The following is a 17,569-nucleotide window of genomic DNA, read 5'->3' as shown; positions in this document are numbered from 1 at the left end:
ACTGCCGCTGCGGGATTTTCATTTTTTTATTGGGATTCATCAAATTGATTTCTATATTTGACCCTATGCAACAACGCAATACATCTTGGTGGTGGAAGAACTTACGTCAGATTTCGTGAGCTAGTCCTGCTATCCAAATAATAATATTAAAGGCTTGTCATCACGACAAGCCTTAATTTTTTGAATAAAGTCGAACATGAATTTCAAATTAAAGACCCATCACAAACAGATCCTCGCCGATACGATCACACCGGTCAGTGTGTACCTGAAGGTACGCGATAGATTCCCGAACAGCATTCTGTTGGAGAGTAGTGATTACCATGCCAATGACAACAGTTTTTCATATATCTGTTGCAACCCGATCGCTTCTTTAAAGGTGGCCGATGAACGCATGGAGCAACGGTTTCCTGACGGATCGATCGAAACGGTGGCCTTGGACGACAAAAGCGATGTGACCGCCCTCATCGATGGTTTTTCGAAGCGTTTCGAAATCGACCAACACGACTTCAAGTTCATTACCAACGGCCTGTTCGGCTATATCGCCTATGATGCCGTTCGCTATTTCGAATCGGTGACCCTTACCAAAAAGCCGGATTCTATCGATATCCCCGATATCTTTTATGCAGTCTATCAGAACGTCATCGCCATCAACCATTTTAAGAACGAGGCCTACCTCTTCGCCCATTGTTATGATTCGGACGACAATACCGCCGAATTGGAGCAACTACTCAAAGTACGCAGTTTCGCCACCTATGGGTTCAGTAAAGACGGTGAGGCGGAGTCGAATCTCGAAGATGCCGAATACCGCGAGCATGTGGCCTTTGCGAAAAAGCATTGCCAACGTGGTGATGTCTTCCAATTGGTGCTTTCACGACGGTTTTCACAAGGTTTCAAAGGGGATGAATTCAATGTCTATCGAGCACTGCGATCGATCAACCCCTCGCCCTACCTCTTTTATTTCGATTATGGCGATTTCAAGATATTCGGAAGTTCGCCCGAAGCACAGCTTATCGTGAAAGACGGAAAGGCCGAGATCCACCCCATCGCAGGCACCTATAAACGCACCGGCAATGACGAACAAGATGCCGCTTTGGCCAAAAAACTCGCTGCCGATGAGAAGGAGAACAGCGAACATGTGATGTTGGTCGACCTGGCCCGAAACGACCTCAGCCGCAATGGCAATCTGGTCGATGTCGAAACCTATCGTGAGGTTCAGTATTTCTCACATGTCATCCACCTGGTCTCCAAAGTGACCGGTCAAAAAAAGGATTCCATTTCGACCCTGAAGATCGTCGCCGACACTTTTCCCGCAGGCACGCTGAGCGGAGCGCCCAAACATCGGGCCATGCAATTGATCGAACAATATGAAAAAACCAGTCGGGCCTATTATGGGGGCGCCATCGGGTTTATGGACTTTAAAGGCAATTTCAACCACGCCATTATGATCCGGACCTTCTTGAGCAAAAACCACCAGCTCCATTTTCAGGCAGGTGCGGGCTTGGTAGCGGCCTCCGATCCCGAAACGGAATTACAAGAGACCTATAACAAACTCGGTGCCTTGAACAAGGCCCTTGAAATCGCGGAAAAGATCTAAAATGGGAAGACGGATACTGATGATCGACAACTACGATAGTTTCACCTATAATCTGGTGCACTATCTTGAGGATTTGGACTGTGAAGTGGTGGTCAAACGCAACGATGAATTGAACCTCGATGAAGTGGATGCCTTTGATGAAATCGTGCTCTCACCCGGACCCGGAATTCCGGACGAAGCCGGTTTGCTCAAGCCCATTATCGCCAAATACGGACCAAGCAAACGCATCTTCGGGGTCTGTTTGGGCCAACAGGCCATCGCGGAGGTCTATGGGGGCAGCTTGGTCAATTTGGACCAGGTCTACCACGGGGTGGCCACTACGATAACGATAACCGAGCAAGATCCGATTTTCAAAGGTTTACCCGAAGAGATTGAAGTAGGTCGCTACCACTCTTGGGTAGTCGATACGCATCTTCCGGATGCCCTTGTGGCAACATCGACCGATGAAAACGGAAAGATCATGTCATTACGCCATGCCGAATACGATATCAGGGCGGTCCAATTCCACCCCGAGTCGGTCTTGACCCCACACGGCAAACAAATCTTAAAAAACTGGTTGGAACGATGAAAGAGACCTTGAACAAACTGATCAATCATGAGATCTTGGCCAAAGAAGACGCCAAGCAAATATTGGTGAACATCGCCAAAGGCGAATACAATACCAGTCAAATTGCCGCCTTTCTGACCGTTTACATGATGCGGAGCATCACCATTGACGAGTTGGAAGGCTTTCGTGACGCCCTGTTGGAGCTTTGTCTAGCGGTCGACCTCAGCGCCTATGATCCCATCGACCTTTGCGGTACAGGGGGTGATGGCAAAGACACCTTCAACATCTCGACCCTGGCCTCTTTCGTAACGGCGGGAGCCGGTGTAAAGGTCACCAAGCACGGCAACTACGGGGTTTCGTCAAAATGCGGCAGCAGCAATGTCATGGAGTTTTTGGGCATCCGGTTCAGCAATGAGGCCGACTTCCTCGAAAAGTCCATTGCGGAAGCGGGCATTTGTGTGCTGCACGCACCCTTGTTCCATCCGGCCATGAAAAACGTCGCCCCGATCCGAAGGGAGTTGGCGGTGAAGACCTTCTTCAATATGTTGGGCCCCATGGTAAACCCTGCATTTCCGAAAAACCAAATGGTCGGGGTCTTTAATTTGGAACTGGCCAGAATGTACGGCTATCTCTATCAGAATACCGACAAAAATTTCACGGTGCTCCATGCTTTGGACGGGTATGACGAAATCAGTCTGACCGGGGCCACAAAGACCATTTCAAACGGGTCGGAGGGCATGCTTTCGCCTTCCGATTTCGGTGTCGATGCCGTCAAGGCCGAAGCCATCGTCGGGGGTGATGACGTGAGTGATTCGGCCCGGATCTTTATGGATATCCTACAAGGCAAAGGCAGCGAGGCACAAAACCACGTGGTCTGTGCCAATGCAGGGGTCGCCATTGCCACGGCCCAGAAGGTTACGGTAAAGACCGGTTTTGAAAAGGCCATGGAATCCTTACAGGGAGGAAAAGGTTTGGCCGCATTGAAAAAACTCCAGGAGCTCAGCGCATGAAGAACATCTTAGATCATATCATAGCCGATAAGCGGAAGGAAGTCGCTTTAAAGAAACGTTTGATACCCCAAACACAGTTCGAGGCTTCCCCACTATTCGAACGCGAAGGACCTTCGCTTTCCGCAGCCCTTCGTGAATCATCAACGGGCATCATCGCAGAACACAAGCGCCGTTCCCCATCCAAGCAAACGATCAACCAAGATACCAATGTGGGCCTAGTCGCCCGAGGGTATCAGCAAGCAGGGGCCTGTGGTATGAGCGTGCTTACCGATATCAAATATTTCGGGGGATCCTTAGAAGACTTGGTTTTGGCAAGGGCCTCGGCCCAATTGCCGTTGTTGCGAAAAGAGTTCATGATAGACACCTACCAGGTATTCGAAGCCAAAGCCCATGGTGCCGATGTGATCCTATTGATCGCGGCGGTATTGACACGGCAAGAGATCAAGACCCTATCCGAATTGGCCCAAAGCCTCGGCTTGGAAGTCTTGCTTGAGGTGCACAATGAAACCGAATTGCAGAAAGCCTTGATGCCCAGTCTGAATATGCTGGGGGTGAACAACCGCGACTTGAAAACCTTCGAGGTGTCCCTGGAGACCAGTATGGCCCTTTCCGAAAAGATTCCGGCCGACTTCGTCAAAGTTTCCGAAAGTGGCATCAGTTCCATTTCGGCCATACAGCAATTAAAACCTTATGGCTACCAAGGGTTCTTGGTGGGCGAACACTTTATGAAGACCGAAGACCCCGGAGCCGCGGCAAGGGAATTCATCAAAAAGCTAGACGCATGAAACTGAAGGTCTGTGGTATGAAATACAATAGCGAGGCGGTTGCCGAATTGCGACCCGACTACCTAGGGTTCATCTTTTGGGAGCCTTCGTCGCGCTTTTTCGACCGCAGCATGCCCCAGTTGCCCGATTCGATCAAAAAAATCGGGGTTTTCGTTGACGCACCGATCGCGCAAGTACAACGGACCATAACGGATATGGGCCTGTACGGGGTGCAATTGCACGGATCGGAAACTGTCGATTATTGTCGGGAGGTACGGAAATCAGGAGTTAAGGTCATCAAGGTCTTTTCGATCAAGGATGATTTCGATTTCGATACGCTCGGCCCGTATGAAGGGGTATGCGATTATTACCTCTTCGACACCAAAGGAAGGTTACCGGGGGGCAATGGGTATCGTTTCGATTGGAAGGTCTTGAACGACTATCCATCGACCAAGCCCTATTTCTTAAGTGGTGGTATCGGATTGGAAGAAGGGGAAGCCCTCAAGGGTTTTCTCGCTTCGGATGCAGCCCGATATTGCCATGCCATTGACGTCAATAGCCGGTTCGAAACCGAACCGGGTCTCAAGGATACCGAAAAACTGAACGATTTTAAAAAATTGCTTGAAAATGAGTTATCACGCTAACGAAAAAGGGTACTACGGCGAGTTCGGCGGGGCCTTTATCCCTGAAATGCTCTATCCGAATTGCGAAGAGTTACGAATGAACTACGTTCGGATCATGGAGTCTGCCGAATTCCAAGAAGAGTTCGACCAACTTTTAAAAGACTATGTCGGTCGCCCGACCCCATTGTACTTTGCCGATCGCCTTTCTAAAAAATACGGTTGCAAGGTCTATTTGAAACGCGAGGATCTTTGCCATACCGGGGCCCATAAGGTCAACAACACCATTGGGCAAATCCTGATGGCGAAGAAATTGGGAAAATCGCGTATCATCGCCGAAACCGGGGCTGGCCAGCATGGGGTAGCCACGGCAACGGTCTGCGCCTTGATGGGCATGCAATGCGTGGTCTATATGGGCGAGATCGATATTGCCCGCCAGGCCCCGAACGTGGCCCGCATGAAGATGTTGGGGGCCGAGGTTCGCCCGGCCAAATCGGGCAGCCGTACCCTGAAAGATGCGACCAACGAAGCGATCCGCGATTGGATCAACAATCCGGTCGATACCCACTACATTATCGGTTCCGTGGTGGGGCCCCATCCGTATCCGGACATGGTAGCCCGTTTTCAATCGGTGATCTCCGCAGAGATCAAATGGCAATTGCTCGAAAAAGAGGGACGTGAACGTCCTGATTACGTGGTCGCCTGTGTGGGTGGTGGCAGCAACGCCGCAGGGGCCTATTACCATTATCTCGACGAGGAAGCGGTAGGCATCATCGCGGTCGAGGCGGCCGGTAAGGGTATTGATTCGGGCGAAAGTGCCGCGACATCGGCCTTAGGAAAGGTCGGCATCATACATGGCAGCAAGACCCTGCTCATGCAGACGCCTGACGGCCAAATTACCGAACCTTATTCGATTTCGGCAGGATTGGATTATCCTGGGGTCGGACCGATGCATGCCCATTTGTACCGAAGTGGTAGAGGTGAATTCGTATCGATTACCGATGACGAGGCCATGACGGCCGGGTTGGAAGTTTCCCAATTGGAAGGCATCATACCCGCCATCGAAACCAGCCATGCGTTCGCGATTTTCAATTACAAACAATTCAAGGCCAGTGATATCGTGGTCATCAACTTGTCAGGGCGGGGCGATAAAGACCTGCAGACCTATATAGATTATTTTAAACTATGAACCGCATCAATTCCGCACTTCAGAAAGATCACAAGTTATTGTCCATCTATTTCACGGCTGGGTTTCCGCAACGCTCCGATACGGTCGGGATCATTGAATCCTTGGAACGCGCCGGTGTCGATATGATCGAGATCGGGCTGCCGTTCAGCGACCCCTTGGCCGACGGCCCTACCATTCAGGAAAGTTCGACCGATGCCCTTCGCAATGGCATGCATACCGAATTGCTGTTCGAACAACTGAAAGACATTCGCAAGACCGTTTCGATCCCCTTGATCGTTATGGGCTATTTCAACCCCTTGTTGCAATACGGTGTTGAGGCATTTTGCAATCGCTGTCAAGAAATCGGTATCGACGGGCTTATCATGCCCGACCTGCCTTTGGACGTGTACCAAGAAGAATACCGGGCACTGTTTGAAAAATACGGATTGATCAATGTCTTTTTGATCACACCGCAAACCAGCGATGAACGAATCGCCCAGATCGATGCCGCTTCGAAAGGGTTCATTTATATGGTGAGTTCGGCCAGTACCACAGGGGCAAAATCAGGATTCGGATCTGAACAGGAAGCCTATTTCGAACGGATCGCGGCAATGGGGCTACAACACCCCCAGATAGTAGGTTTCGGTATTAGCAATGCCGAGACATATCAAGCGGCGACCCAACAGGCCAAAGGGGCCATTATCGGCTCGGCCTTTATCAAACACCTTCGTACCGAAGGAACAGCGAAAATCGCGGATTTCATAAGCGCGATACGCGACTAAGACAAAGCGACCGGGCGATTGATCGAGACCGATTTGAATATTCGGATCTCGGCCATGACCCCTTTACTCGTCTTTGATAAGCGCAGACTGGCGTTGTTGTTTTTCAACATCCTTTTGCAAATAAAAAGGCCTTTGCCAGAACCGCTCTCCTTTCGCGTACCCGGAGAACTAGTGACCATCTGTCCGGAGTTTATCTTGGAAAACTTGGATTCATCGATATCGACCGCTGCATTGTGGACGCGCAAATTGAATTGGTTTTCATCTTCGAAATTATCGATAAGGATTTCACGATCCGGAGGTGAAAACTTGATGGCGTTGGTCAAAAGGTTACGGATGACCGTCTGAAAGACTTCTTTGGAATAAAACAGGTTAAAATCCGTCGCGACCTCATTGACCAATTTCAGGTTTTTACCTGAAAGATTCTGTTCGTACTGTGCTCGGATACCCTCAACCAATTCATGGACATTGACATCCATATAGGATTTCAAGGCATCATCGTTCTGCATCGACCAATTCAACAGATTGTCCAACATCCCGTAAGTCTTGTCAATGGACTGTTGTAGCAGTTCTAGATAGGTGTTTCGGTCTTCGCTCGATTTTGAGTTTCTGATCACCGTCGTCAGCATGGAGATTTGATGTATCGGGGTCTTTAGATCATGGGCAATGATCTTCATGATATCCTTTCTGAAATTCGTCAACTCAACAAGTTCCTCGTTTTGTAAACTGACCAATTGATGTTGTTCCGTCAAATCGTTTTGCAATTTGATGACCTTATTGAAAATAAAATAACTGATCCCTGCTACCGAAGAAATCAAGATGAAGGCCAAAATGTATTTGCCTAAGGCCATTTCAGGATACAATAAGGCACAGGCAATAATGAACACCGTATTGTAGCCGATAACCACCAATTGGTGCCATGGTCGCTCAAATACGGCCAACAGCAACCCCATAACGAAAATGATCATCTCGACCCGTGAAAAGTAACCTTCGAAATTCAATTGGGGGTCCTCGATCCGAAATGGCAAATAAATCGTTGACGAAACGATATTGATATACACCATGATGATGAAAAGCGTATGGGTGCCCATCAGCTTTAATTTCCAAGCGACGGCCGAAACCAGAATAATGGAAAATACCGTAAAGTGCTTAATGGCGTATTTATTGAATCCTCCCAAACCATATTCGGTAAAAAAGTTAGTTGCCAATCCTGCAAGCACCAAGAGGATCAAAACATGAAAAATTATGCTGGAGCGGTGTATGGCAACAAGCACTTTTTTATCTTTAACCGGAGAACTGAACGTCGTATCCAAAATGGGTGGTTTGTGAAACCAACAACGATAAACGATGTATTTTCTTACATTTTTGAATTATTATTAGATGAAACGCAGGTTTTTTATAGTTTTTTTCTTGGCTACCAGTTCCGTTTTGGCGCAACGTATCGATAGCATCGCCTTAAAATCAAAGGTTGCCGAAGCCATCACCGATCTTCGCGATTTCGTGGCCATTCCGAACGATGCCCTAAATTCCGATGCCATATCCGACAATCTGTTTTGGCTCAAGAAAAAATTCAGTGAAAGGGGCTTCAACACCACGGAATTGGAGACCGACAACCATCCTTTGTTCTTTGCCACCATGCCCATGGAAGATGGCAAACCCACCATTTTGATCTATATGCATTTCGACGGGCAATCGGTAGATGCTACGAAATGGGATCAACCGAGTCCGTACCGCACGGTTTTGAAAAAACAGGGTCCGAAAGGGTTTGAAACCATAGACTTCAGTGCTTTGGATGAAGATATCGATTACGAATGGCGCCTCTTCGGGCGTTCGACCGCCGATGACAAAGGCCCGATCATCATGTTCCTCAACGCCATCGACTTGCTCAAAAAAGAGGGCAAGACCATTCCGTTCAACATCAAGGTGATTTTGGATGGGGAAGAAGAACGTGGCAGCAAACCACTACCGAAAGCAGTAAAAGTCTATCGTGAATTATTGGAAGCCGACTATTTACTCATCAATGATGGACCGATGCACAGCACGGGCAAACCTACGGTGGTATTCGGATGTCGAGGCATCACTACCATGACCTTGACGACCTATGGCCCGGTCAAACACCAACACAGTGGGCACTATGGCAACTATGCCCCGAATCCGGGATTTCAATTGGCGCAATTGTTGGCCACCATGAAGGATGGTCAGGGCAAAGTGACGGTTTCAGGCTATTACGATGGCATCTCAATTGATGAAAAGGCCATGGCCTTACTTCGCAGTGTTCCTGAAAATGCCGATGATTTCGCCGATAAACTCCAATTCAAAACCGCTGAAAAAGTCGGTGGGTTTTATCAAGAGGCTTTGCAATACCCAAGCTTGAACATTCGAGGCCTCGGTTCTGGATGGGTAGGTAACGAAGCCCGTACCATCGTTCCTGAAAGTGCCACGGCCGAACTAGATCTTCGACTCGTACCCGAAACCGATGGCAATCGACTAAAACAGTTGGTGAAAAACCACATTACCGAACAAGGCTTTCACCTTCTCGATCACGCCCCGACCAAAGAAGAACGCTTGGCCCACGATCGATTGATCACCGTTACCGAAGGAAGTGTGACCGATGCCTTCCGAACCGATTTCGATCATCCTTTCGGACAATTTTTAGTGAACACCCTTGGGACCACTTTCAATGAGGATGTCGTACAAATCCGCATTATGGGTGGCACCGTACCGATCGCCCCGTTTATCAATGAACTGGACATACCGGCCTTTATCGTGACCATGGTCAACCCGGACAACAACCAGCACAGCCCGAACGAGAATCTGAAAATCGGACAGTTGGCCTATGGTATTCAGGCATTCTACAGCATGTTGAGCAATCCGGTACAGCCTTAGATTTTTGTTTTCCAACGCATTCCGAACAGGAGCCGTGTCACCTTGGTGCGCTTGATAATGAAATGGTAGACTAGACCGATAACCGAAATACAGATCAAAACCAGTAGCAAGAGCTTTGGTAAGATACCGATATCCCATTGTAAGATGTAATACCCGGAAGCGACGATTACGGCCTGGTGCATGATGTAATATGGATACACCGCTTGGTTCAAATAGGAAAGCCGCTTATTCGAAACGTTAAGGTAGCGCATCGTATATCCGATGGCGGCCAATATGATGGTCCAAATATGGAAGCCGTTCAAAACCCCAAAACGATAGAGATAGCCATCTTGTGTCAAGGGTTTATTGGCCGACCACTCCCAAAAGTATAGCCCTATTAAGAAGGAAGCCAGTACCAATGCGATCAGTAGGAAGCGTTTCCGATAGCGCATACAAGCTTCCCAAAACGTTGGAAACGCACTGAGCGAAAATCCCAAGACATAGAACGTCATGGAAGATAGGAACACATACCAATCATCGATCAAACTCCCTTGTTCAGGCCATTCGATATACAGTCCGAAAATATACCCCACAAAAGGCAGTCCGAGCAACAAGAGCACGAACCAGCTGTTAAAAAGCTTGGTGACCGCAGTCGCTTGCGAGCGGAACCAAGGAATTTTTGCCGTGGCAAATACGGGCATCAGAATCAAGGTAAAAACGAAAAGATAGGCGACGAACCACATATGACTCCAGGTAAACGAGCCGTCAGGATAGGGTACGATCTCAAAAACGGAAGGGTAGAATTCTGAATACCCCATACTGATCTTTTCCTTTTGAAGCCATTCAAAATACACTTGGATCGGGGTAATGAAAAAGATGGCAAACACCAACGGAATAAAAAGACGTATGATCCGTTCACCCAAAAACCGACCCAAACTCCGTTTTCTCAAGGAGAACCGTACGCCTACCCCTGAAATAAAGAACAAAAGCGGCAATCGCCATTGGTGTACCCACCAAATGATCCTGGTAATTGTAGGGGATGTCCGGTCATTATTGATCTCCCAACTGTAATCTTCAACAAAGGGTACGGCACAATGAAAGACTATCAAAGTAGAAAAGGCCAATACCCGCAACCAATCAATGTAGTGCAAGCGTTCCGTCATAGGTCGGTAATCCAATGGTTCTATAACCAAGACGGACGATCGCAACAAATGGTTGCCCACATTCGAATTGAGCACCGGAATTAAACCTGTAATCCTTGAGTTTCACTTGTTAACGAATTTTCTTACCATTGAACTTCAAACTTTGGTGAAACGCGCGATAAGGGGCAACTTGTCCTTCCCAAATCCTATGTTATGAGCTTAAAGACCGTAATTATCGATGACTCGTCGATACAGTTACTCGCCACCTCCTTTTTGGTGCAAAACCACCCAAAGCTGGGATTGATCGGAGCGTATTCCAATCCTTTTGAAGGCATTCAAGCGGTTTATGAGCAGAAAGCCGACCTTCTTTTATTGGATGTGCTTATCGATGAAACGAACGCTTTTGAACTTTTGGATGCAATAGAGATCCCTTGTACGATCCTGATCAACTCTACCTGGGAACGCTATCTTGACCAGGCGAAGGCCTATGGAATCGATCACTTTTTGATGAAACCCATTCGCAAACAGGTTTTCGTTGAAACTATCGACGCGATAGCCGAAACTTTGCGAATTCCTGAAATGGTCGTTTAGGCCGAATTCCTGCTGGCGTTGATATTGCCGTATAAGGAGCGCGTTACGATCTTTCCGTAATCATCCTTGAAGGGTGAATTTTGGGTAATATGGTACAAGGCGTTCTGTTGGATGACCAGCAGGGGTAGCACGATTTTCTCACGGATTTTGACCGACTCCCTTGAAATGGCCTCATCTTCCATCAAGATCTTGTAACCCGATATGGCGAGCAACATCTTTTCCGAAAGCCTGTATTCATCATATAGGATGTTCCAAAACTTCCCGAACTCGGGATCTTCCTTCATGTAACTGGTCAAATTGAAATTGGTCTTGGCCAATGACATCATGCTGTTATGCATCAAGGCCCTAAAGAAAGGTACTTCTTTGTACAGTTTTTTGATCTCTGGCATTCGACCTTGTTCCTTCAATTGGGCAATGGCACTCCCGAGACCGAAATAGCCCGGTACGTTTTGTTTCAATTGACTCCAAGAACCCACGAACGAAATGGCCCGTAGGTCTGACAGGGTAAGCTGTTTCTTGTTTCCACGTTTGCCAGGCCGACTACCGATATTGGCGTTCGAATAATACTTCAACGTACTTCGATGTTCGAGATATGGTATGAAGTTCGGATGCTGCTTGAGCGCATCGTATTTTTCGAAACTCAATTCGGACAATTCTTCGATCAATTTACGTTGGGCCGTACTGATCGAATGCTCCTTACCGAAAAGGTTGTTGCTAAGACCGGCAGTCAACAATTGTTCGGCATTGTGGATGAACTGGGCTTTGGTACCATAGGTACTGGTGATGGTCTGCCCCTGAATGGTCAACTGTATCTCGTGATTGGCCACATCCTTGGTTTGGGCCGCATAGAAACGGTGTGTCTTTCCACCACCTCGGGCAGGTGGCCCACCACGGCCATCAAAGAAAATGGCTTTGATCCCATTTTTCTTGCAGACCTTACTCAAGGTTTCCTTGGTCTTTAAAATGCTCCAATTGGCTTTAAGGTACCCCCCATCCTTCGTACCATCGGAAAAACCGAGCATGATGGTATGCGTTTCCTGGCGTCGGGCCAAATGCGAACGGTATTGGGGGATATCGAACAAGGCCTGCATGACCGATTCGGAGGCTTCCATTCCCTTCATTGTCTCGAACAGCGGAATAATGTCAAAGCTGATCTCCTCTTCCTTCCATCCACACCAACGGAACAGTCCGAAAACGAACAAAACCGAAAAGATATCCTCCGAGTTGCTGATGATATAACGGTTACATCCATCTTGCCCATTGGTACGTTGAATTTCACCGAGTTGTGAAATATTGGCAATGGTATCCTTGACGATCTCTTCGGTATAGTCGGAAGCCTTTAACGCGAATTGTTCTTTTAACAAAAGATCGACCAATTCGGATTCGGAAAGTTCATTCAAGTCATCTTTGATCTTTCCTTGTCGCTTTAAAATCGTTTCGACCGCCACATAATGTTTGCTATGATCTTGACGTATATCAAGAGTCGCGAAATGGGTCTTGAAAATGTGGACTTTGTCCAATAAAAAGTTCAGTTCATCAAGGTAGAGTGAATGGTAATCGGCAATCAAAATGGCTTTGATTTCTCCCAATTTCCCTACGATCTCAGCATATGGGATAACGTAATTTTCTTGGAACATCGCGCGATAGAGACTTTGGTTCAAAGCATTCAAAGGTTGCTGCAAGCCTTTGAAAGTTAACTTTTTGCGCAAGGCCTTCAATTCATTGTAGTAGCACTTCATCAAGGTAATACGGAGCTCATCGGCAACACTTTTGGTCATGTCGGCGGTCACGAACGGATTGCCATCACGGTCCCCTCCGGGCCAGAACCCCAATTTGATGATATCATAGTTATCGAATCGTTCATTGCGGATGTTGCTTTTGACATATTCGAACAAATCCCCGATAGCATCGTAATACGTATACCTCAAGATATGGATGATGTTTTTGGCCTCATCCAGGGGCGTTGGTTTTTTGGTATTGATCAAAGAAGTGAGCCCCAATTGCTGGAGTGTTTGGTCGATATCGTCGACGCGGTTTTCATCGATTAGATCCCGTAATTCGGAAATGATGTCGAGGACGGCCGGGGTATAAAATTGTGTGGGATGCGCAGTTAACACGATTCGAGCGCTGAACGAACCCAGCTTTTTTCCGATCTTGTCCCAATTCTTCGAGCGGTTCACCAACTCGAAATAATCGTTGATCGACAAGGATTCGGTATATTCTTGGAGTTTCGGGAATGCGGCATCTTCGACACTGTCGAACAATACCACTTGACGTTCGACGTACTGGATGATCCGAAACATGAAATCAACACGTTGCTGTTCGGTTTCAAGCTCCGTGAAATTATCGAAGAAATGCGAAAGGATGTCTTGGGGTTTCTTGCCGGCATTCAAGCCCTTCTCACATTGTTCGAACAACAAGGGCACCAACATGCCTACGTTTTCCATGTCGGCATAGGGCAGACTGAGAAAAAGGCTGTTGTAGATATTGAATTTATTGGTGACCGACTTTTTGAATTCGTCCAACCGCTTCGATCGTTGCATGGCATTCATCCGTAGGTGATTTAAGTGTTGTGCAAAGTTCGCCATAAAAGGGCGATATCCGAACCGCATGTACCGATGTCACAAAAATTTGGTCCGACCTTGCAAACCTAACAAAGCAGTGGGGCTTTGTCAAAAAAACTTTCGATACTGCCCTACCCTGAAATCAAAGGTGGTGAAGTTGGGGTCCTTGGCCTTGATCTGCTTGTATTCTTCCAAACTTCCGACAGCCCGATTCGCAGCTCCTGAGGGGGCGATCAATGAAACGGTGGAAATGGTTTTTTGGGTCACCGGATGGATGAAACGGTACCTTCTCGGTACTTGATCATCAACGGTTTCAAGCTTGAGGTCGAGCGGTTTCAATTGCTTCCTAAAAAAATACTCCGGTCCATTTTTGCTATTTCCCCCCGTGAACAAGAGGGTATGCACGCTCGGATAATGCTCGAGGTATGCCAGCAGATCTCGAAGTTCGACCTGCTGCATCCCGATATCGGAAGCATCGATCTTCTCCCTTTTGGCCGAGGCGACAATATCACAGATCCCTATCTTGCGCCGCTTTAGAAAGGCTTTGCGCTGGGCAACGGCCTTTTCACTGGTCTCGAAAACCAACCCAAGATCGAAAATCCGATCTAGGATGGGCCATAACTGCCCATCGCGGCTGCCATAACAAAAATCGACGTCGCCGGGTTTCAACTCACGGGAAGTAAACCGTGGTGGTGGCAAGGTACCAACGATCAATTTTTCGACTCCTTCGAACAAAAATGGCACATATGGATGCTGATGCACGAACATAAAGACGAAGGTACGCTTCTGTTTGGATTTTGAACCCTATGGAATTTTTGCTAGTTTAAGGGGTTACAAAATTCAGAATTATGGGCAAAGGAGATATCAAGAGCAAGCGTGGTAAAATCATCAACGGCACTTATGGTGCGAGAAGAAAACGCAAAAAGAAGAAGGTCGCACCTGCTCCTGTCAAAAAATCCAGTAAGAAAAAATAAGGGTCAATCGATACGAAAAGTCAATACCACTTCCCCATCGGCATCTATACTGACTTGATATGTATACAATCCTATGGGTAATGGGTCGAAAACTTGATCGGGTGGGGTATAGGTGAAATTCGCCGAATCGGTTTCAATAGTGAACCTCATGGCCTCAAAGGCGGTATCGAAAGGAAGGTATTCCGAAAATCCGTCGGCGGGCACCGCCTCGTAAAACAGACTATCAGGAACGATTTCAAGCAAGTTGAAGGTACTGTTCGTTAGGTTATTGATCCGGATGTTCGCTGCGGTCAGTTCGTCGTCGCGATCTTGACAGGAGAAAAGGACCGCGGCCAATACCGCAAGGCTGTATACTAGCTTTTTCATGGGAGCATTCTTTATAAAACAAGAACGCCCGCTTCACCAAAATATTCTATCGAACGAAAACAGGTTGGTTCTCGTTCAAGGTATGTTCAGGGCTGAAATGATAGTCTAGATAATCGAAGCCTTTGATGGCATCAAGGGTCCGGGCATCTTTATCGATGATATAGCGTACCATGGCCCCCCTGGCCTTTTTGGCGAAGAAACTGATGACCTTTAGCCTGTCGTTCTTCCAATCCTTGAAGATGGGGCTTATCACCGGAACCTTTAAAGACTTGGTGTCTACGGCACTGAAATACTCATTGCTCGCCAGGTTGATGAACAATTCATTATCGGCCAACTCCCCGTTGAGCTGGGCGGTGATTGGTTTGCGCCAAAATTCATAAAGGTTCTTTTTTCTTCCGATGCGTAATTGGGTCCCCATTTCAAGTCGGTATGGTTGAATGAGGTCCAAAGGCTTGAGCAGACCGTAAAGTCCTGATAAGATCCGTAAAGAATCCTGCAAGTTATCCAATTGGCTTTCTTCAAGGGAATGAACGTCCAACCCTTGGTACACGTCCCCATTGAAAGCATAGACCGCTGGTCGCGCGTTTGCCGAAGTAAATGGTGGGGCGAACGATTGGTTTCGTTCCCAATTCAATTCGGCCAATTTTTCGGATATCGACATCAATTTCGACAGGGCTTTCGGCTTTTTTTTGGCCAATACCGTGTTGATTTTCTGGGCTTGTTCAACGAATGCAGGTTGACTGAACCTGTCGGTGGGTAACCGGCTTTCAAAATCCAAGGACTTGGCTGGGGAAATAACGATTTTCATGCGATCGTGAATTTCCCCAAAAATAACCCCTATTGGTCAAAGATGGAATTTTGGGACCAAGGACTTTTCAATAGGCGCATCGGCAAAACCTATTCCGTTGAGTCACCGAGGTGTTTGGCATAATTGCGCCATTTCACCAAGCATTGCTGCATATCATCGGGAAGATCGGAATCAAAACGCATGAACTCACCACTGACGGGATGTTCGAAGCCCAAGGTCTTGGCGTGCAAAGCCTGTCGCGGTAAAACCTTGAAGGTATTATCGACGAATTGCCGGTATTTGGTAAAAGTGGTCCCTTTCAAGATCTTGTCTCCCCCATAGCGGGCATCATTGAAAAGGGTATGGCCGATATACTTCATATGCGCTCTGATCTGGTGGGTACGACCGGTCTCGAGACGGCATGAGACCAGGGTAACATATCCAAAACGTTCGACCACCTTGAAATGGGTAACCGCTTCCTTTCCTTGATCTCCTTCAGGAAAAACCACCATTTGAAGCCTGTTTTTCGGGTTGCGGCCCAAATTTCCAATGACGGTGCCTTCCTCTTCTTCCACATTTCCCCAAACCAAAGCGAGGTATTCACGCTCGCTGGTTTTTTCAAAAAATTGTTGGGCTAAATGGGTCATCGCCGTTTCGGTTTTCGCGACCACCAATAAGCCCGAAGTATCCTTGTCGATCCGGTGCACCAATCCGGGCCTGTTCGAGCTGTTATTGGGCAAATTCTCGAAATGATAGACCAAGGCATTGATCAGGGTATGCTCGTAATTGCCATGGCCGGGATGCACCACCATTCCAGCTTCTTTATTGACCACCAATAGACTTTCATCCTCATAAACGATAGTAAGTGGAATATTTTCACCCACCAGCAAAAATTCATAAGGTGGATGCTCGAAAAGAACCTTGACCTCATCGCCCGCCTTGACCCTATAATTCTGTTTCACCTGTTGATCGTTGACCCAGATATGCCCTTGTTTTGCGGCCTGTTGGATTTTGTTGCGGGTGGCGTTCTCGATGAAGTTCATCAAAAACTTGTCGACCCGAAGGGGTTCTTGGCCTTTTGATGCTTCAAAACGATAATGCTCGAAAAGTTCGTCTTGTTGGATTTCGGAGGGGTCGGTGTCACCCATTAGTCTTCGGATTGGGCACGAATGATCGCACTATTGGGTATGGTGCCATTGCCGCAGATCAATTCGATCTTGGAGGTCTTCGGCAACTTATCGCCCGGACTGACGTATTTGCCTTTGTATTTCATTTGATACACCATGTCCTTACCGAGTTCATCGATATAAGTTATGCGTTGCACGTCAAGACCGACGGCACGCAACATCGATGTCGCGTTGCGCTGTGTTACCTGCACGATATCGGGTACGGTGACCTTTTTGTATCCGGAAGGGTTGACCGTAAAGTAGATTTTTCGATTGTCTTTAACCTTGGTTCCCGCAACAGGATCTTGCTCCAAAATGGAGAAACGCGGGAAATCGGGATTGTAATTGGTCGAATCAAGCACTTCATAACGTAAGCCCCTAGCTTCCGCCAAATCACGCATTTCCTGAACCGACATTTTCGAAAAATCCGGAACCTCGACAAACTCCCCATGGTTGGTGGTACTTTTCAACCAGCCCAAACCGATGAAAACGAAAAGCAACACTACAACCAAGGCCAGGCCCAATTGGATCAAAAACGTTTTACTCTTTAAAAAATCAACAAAATTGCGCATCGTAAGTACTTCTGACAACAAATATAGAAAAAGGGTAATTTTTAATTACTTTGGTGCACG

At 47.4% G+C, this 17,569-nt stretch carries 18 protein-coding genes; 10 read left to right on the top strand and 8 right to left on the bottom strand.

The window, feature by feature from the left end:
* The first annotated feature begins 196 nt into the window (after positions 1 to 196).
* Genes ABV409_RS15910 through trpA form a run of 7 tightly spaced genes read left to right on the top strand, consistent with a single transcriptional unit; the run spans position 197 to position 6,485 of the window.
* The gene (locus tag ABV409_RS15910; RefSeq protein WP_353878620.1) at positions 197 to 1,594 is read left to right on the top strand and encodes an anthranilate synthase component I family protein; all 1,398 of its coding nucleotides are present in this window, start codon (positions 197 to 199) and stop codon (positions 1,592 to 1,594) included.
* Position 1,595: 1 nt separating this feature from the next.
* The gene (locus ABV409_RS15905; RefSeq protein ID WP_353878619.1) at positions 1,596 to 2,162 is read left to right on the top strand and encodes an anthranilate synthase component II; all 567 of its coding nucleotides are present in this window, start codon (positions 1,596 to 1,598) and stop codon (positions 2,160 to 2,162) included.
* Positions 2,159 to 3,151, top strand: a complete 993-nt coding sequence (trpD, locus tag ABV409_RS15900; protein WP_353878618.1) for an anthranilate phosphoribosyltransferase — start codon at positions 2,159 to 2,161, stop codon at positions 3,149 to 3,151. Before ABV409_RS15905 ends, trpD begins: the two co-directional genes overlap by 4 nt.
* A complete protein-coding gene (gene trpC, locus ABV409_RS15895; RefSeq protein WP_353878617.1) occupies positions 3,148 to 3,936 on the top strand; it encodes an indole-3-glycerol phosphate synthase TrpC in 789 nt (262 codons plus the stop codon). Before trpD ends, trpC begins: the two co-directional genes overlap by 4 nt.
* Complete coding sequence (locus ABV409_RS15890; RefSeq protein WP_353878616.1) at positions 3,933 to 4,559, top strand: phosphoribosylanthranilate isomerase; 627 nt, start codon at positions 3,933 to 3,935, stop codon at positions 4,557 to 4,559. Before trpC ends, ABV409_RS15890 begins: the two co-directional genes overlap by 4 nt.
* Complete coding sequence (trpB, locus tag ABV409_RS15885; RefSeq protein ID WP_353878615.1) at positions 4,543 to 5,724, top strand: tryptophan synthase subunit beta; 1,182 nt, start codon at positions 4,543 to 4,545, stop codon at positions 5,722 to 5,724. The genes ABV409_RS15890 and trpB overlap by 17 nt, the downstream gene beginning before the upstream one ends.
* Positions 5,721 to 6,485 carry a tryptophan synthase subunit alpha gene (gene trpA / locus ABV409_RS15880; RefSeq protein ID WP_353878614.1) on the top strand — a complete coding sequence of 255 codons (765 nt, stop codon included), beginning with the start codon at positions 5,721 to 5,723 and terminating at the stop codon, positions 6,483 to 6,485. Before trpB ends, trpA begins: the two co-directional genes overlap by 4 nt.
* On the opposite strand, the gene ABV409_RS15875 is transcribed toward trpA, so the two are convergent.
* The gene (locus tag ABV409_RS15875) at positions 6,482 to 7,795 is read right to left on the bottom strand and encodes a sensor histidine kinase (RefSeq protein ID WP_353878613.1); all 1,314 of its coding nucleotides are present in this window, start codon (positions 7,793 to 7,795) and stop codon (positions 6,482 to 6,484) included. The genes trpA and ABV409_RS15875 overlap by 4 nt on opposite strands.
* A gap of 67 nt (positions 7,796 to 7,862) precedes the next feature.
* On the opposite strand from ABV409_RS15875, the gene ABV409_RS15870 reads away from it, so the two are divergent.
* Complete coding sequence (locus ABV409_RS15870; protein WP_353878612.1) at positions 7,863 to 9,368, top strand: M20/M25/M40 family metallo-hydrolase; 1,506 nt, start codon at positions 7,863 to 7,865, stop codon at positions 9,366 to 9,368.
* Here the strand turns inward: ABV409_RS15870 and ABV409_RS15865 are convergent.
* On the bottom strand, positions 9,365 to 10,510 hold the full coding sequence (locus tag ABV409_RS15865) for an acyltransferase family protein (protein WP_353878611.1): 1,146 nt from the start codon (positions 10,508 to 10,510) through the stop codon (positions 9,365 to 9,367). The genes ABV409_RS15870 and ABV409_RS15865 overlap by 4 nt on opposite strands.
* A 192-nt stretch (positions 10,511 to 10,702) precedes the next feature.
* Here ABV409_RS15865 and ABV409_RS15860 point away from each other — a divergent pair, with 192 nt between their 5' ends.
* Complete coding sequence (locus ABV409_RS15860) at positions 10,703 to 11,080, top strand: response regulator (RefSeq protein ID WP_353878610.1); 378 nt, start codon at positions 10,703 to 10,705, stop codon at positions 11,078 to 11,080.
* Here the strand turns inward: ABV409_RS15860 and ABV409_RS15855 are convergent.
* Together ABV409_RS15855 and ABV409_RS15850 are read right to left on the bottom strand one after the other, a co-directional pair.
* On the bottom strand, positions 11,077 to 13,623 hold the full coding sequence (locus tag ABV409_RS15855; RefSeq protein WP_353878646.1) for a phosphoenolpyruvate carboxylase: 2,547 nt from the start codon (positions 13,621 to 13,623) through the stop codon (positions 11,077 to 11,079). The two genes, ABV409_RS15860 and ABV409_RS15855, sit on opposite strands and share 4 nt — an antisense overlap.
* 129 nt (positions 13,624 to 13,752) lie before the next feature.
* Positions 13,753 to 14,412, bottom strand: coding sequence for a uracil-DNA glycosylase family protein (locus ABV409_RS15850; RefSeq protein ID WP_353878609.1), 660 nt, complete (start codon positions 14,410 to 14,412; stop codon positions 13,753 to 13,755).
* Positions 14,413 to 14,492: 80 nt separating this feature from the next.
* Here ABV409_RS15850 and ABV409_RS15845 point away from each other — a divergent pair, with 80 nt between their 5' ends.
* Positions 14,493 to 14,618 carry a 30S ribosomal protein THX gene (locus ABV409_RS15845; protein ID WP_353878608.1) on the top strand — a complete coding sequence of 42 codons (126 nt, stop codon included), beginning with the start codon at positions 14,493 to 14,495 and terminating at the stop codon, positions 14,616 to 14,618.
* A gap of 3 nt (positions 14,619 to 14,621) precedes the next feature.
* Here the strand turns inward: ABV409_RS15845 and ABV409_RS15840 are convergent, their stop codons facing one another.
* From ABV409_RS15840 to ABV409_RS15825, 4 genes are all read right to left on the bottom strand, one after another.
* Positions 14,622 to 14,984 (bottom strand): hypothetical protein, encoded by a 363-nt coding sequence (locus ABV409_RS15840; protein ID WP_353878607.1) that lies wholly within the window; start codon positions 14,982 to 14,984, stop codon positions 14,622 to 14,624.
* A gap of 46 nt (positions 14,985 to 15,030) precedes the next feature.
* Positions 15,031 to 15,792: a peroxide stress protein YaaA gene (yaaA, locus tag ABV409_RS15835; protein WP_353878606.1), complete on the bottom strand. Its 762-nt coding sequence runs from the start codon at positions 15,790 to 15,792 to the stop codon at positions 15,031 to 15,033.
* An 89-nt stretch (positions 15,793 to 15,881) separates the two neighbouring features.
* The gene (locus ABV409_RS15830; RefSeq protein WP_353878605.1) at positions 15,882 to 16,919 is read right to left on the bottom strand and encodes an RluA family pseudouridine synthase; all 1,038 of its coding nucleotides are present in this window, start codon (positions 16,917 to 16,919) and stop codon (positions 15,882 to 15,884) included.
* Complete coding sequence (locus tag ABV409_RS15825; protein ID WP_353878604.1) at positions 16,919 to 17,509, bottom strand: PASTA domain-containing protein; 591 nt, start codon at positions 17,507 to 17,509, stop codon at positions 16,919 to 16,921. Before ABV409_RS15825 ends, ABV409_RS15830 begins: the two co-directional genes overlap by 1 nt.
* Between the last annotated feature and the right edge of the window lie 60 nt (positions 17,510 to 17,569).

The sequence above is a fragment of the Flagellimonas algarum genome, assembly GCF_040513375.1.
Lineage (GTDB): Bacteria > Bacteroidota > Bacteroidia > Flavobacteriales > Flavobacteriaceae > Flagellimonas_B > Flagellimonas_B algarum.
This window is presented reverse-complemented; position numbering and strand designations above follow the sequence as displayed.

Coding starts and splice junctions, on each gene's coding strand:
- ABV409_RS15910 (WP_353878620.1), top strand. CDS start 197: ATGAATTTCAAATTAAAGACCCATCACAAACAGATCCTCGCCGATACG.
- ABV409_RS15905 (WP_353878619.1), top strand. CDS start 1,596: ATGGGAAGACGGATACTGATGATCGACAACTACGATAGTTTCACCTAT.
- trpD (WP_353878618.1), top strand. CDS start 2,159: ATGAAAGAGACCTTGAACAAACTGATCAATCATGAGATCTTGGCCAAA.
- trpC (WP_353878617.1), top strand. CDS start 3,148: ATGAAGAACATCTTAGATCATATCATAGCCGATAAGCGGAAGGAAGTC.
- ABV409_RS15890 (WP_353878616.1), top strand. CDS start 3,933: ATGAAACTGAAGGTCTGTGGTATGAAATACAATAGCGAGGCGGTTGCC.
- trpB (WP_353878615.1), top strand. CDS start 4,543: ATGAGTTATCACGCTAACGAAAAAGGGTACTACGGCGAGTTCGGCGGG.
- trpA (WP_353878614.1), top strand. CDS start 5,721: ATGAACCGCATCAATTCCGCACTTCAGAAAGATCACAAGTTATTGTCC.
- ABV409_RS15870 (WP_353878612.1), top strand. CDS start 7,863: ATGAAACGCAGGTTTTTTATAGTTTTTTTCTTGGCTACCAGTTCCGTT.
- ABV409_RS15865 (WP_353878611.1), bottom strand. CDS start 10,510: ATGACGGAACGCTTGCACTACATTGATTGGTTGCGGGTATTGGCCTTT.
- ABV409_RS15860 (WP_353878610.1), top strand. CDS start 10,703: ATGAGCTTAAAGACCGTAATTATCGATGACTCGTCGATACAGTTACTC.
- ABV409_RS15855 (WP_353878646.1), bottom strand. CDS start 13,623: ATGCAACGATCGAAGCGGTTGGACGAATTCAAAAAGTCGGTCACCAAT.
- ABV409_RS15850 (WP_353878609.1), bottom strand. CDS start 14,412: ATGTTCGTGCATCAGCATCCATATGTGCCATTTTTGTTCGAAGGAGTC.
- ABV409_RS15845 (WP_353878608.1), top strand. CDS start 14,493: ATGGGCAAAGGAGATATCAAGAGCAAGCGTGGTAAAATCATCAACGGC.
- ABV409_RS15840 (WP_353878607.1), bottom strand. CDS start 14,984: ATGAAAAAGCTAGTATACAGCCTTGCGGTATTGGCCGCGGTCCTTTTC.
- yaaA (WP_353878606.1), bottom strand. CDS start 15,792: ATGAAAATCGTTATTTCCCCAGCCAAGTCCTTGGATTTTGAAAGCCGG.
- ABV409_RS15830 (WP_353878605.1), bottom strand. CDS start 16,919: ATGGGTGACACCGACCCCTCCGAAATCCAACAAGACGAACTTTTCGAG.
- ABV409_RS15825 (WP_353878604.1), bottom strand. CDS start 17,509: ATGCGCAATTTTGTTGATTTTTTAAAGAGTAAAACGTTTTTGATCCAA.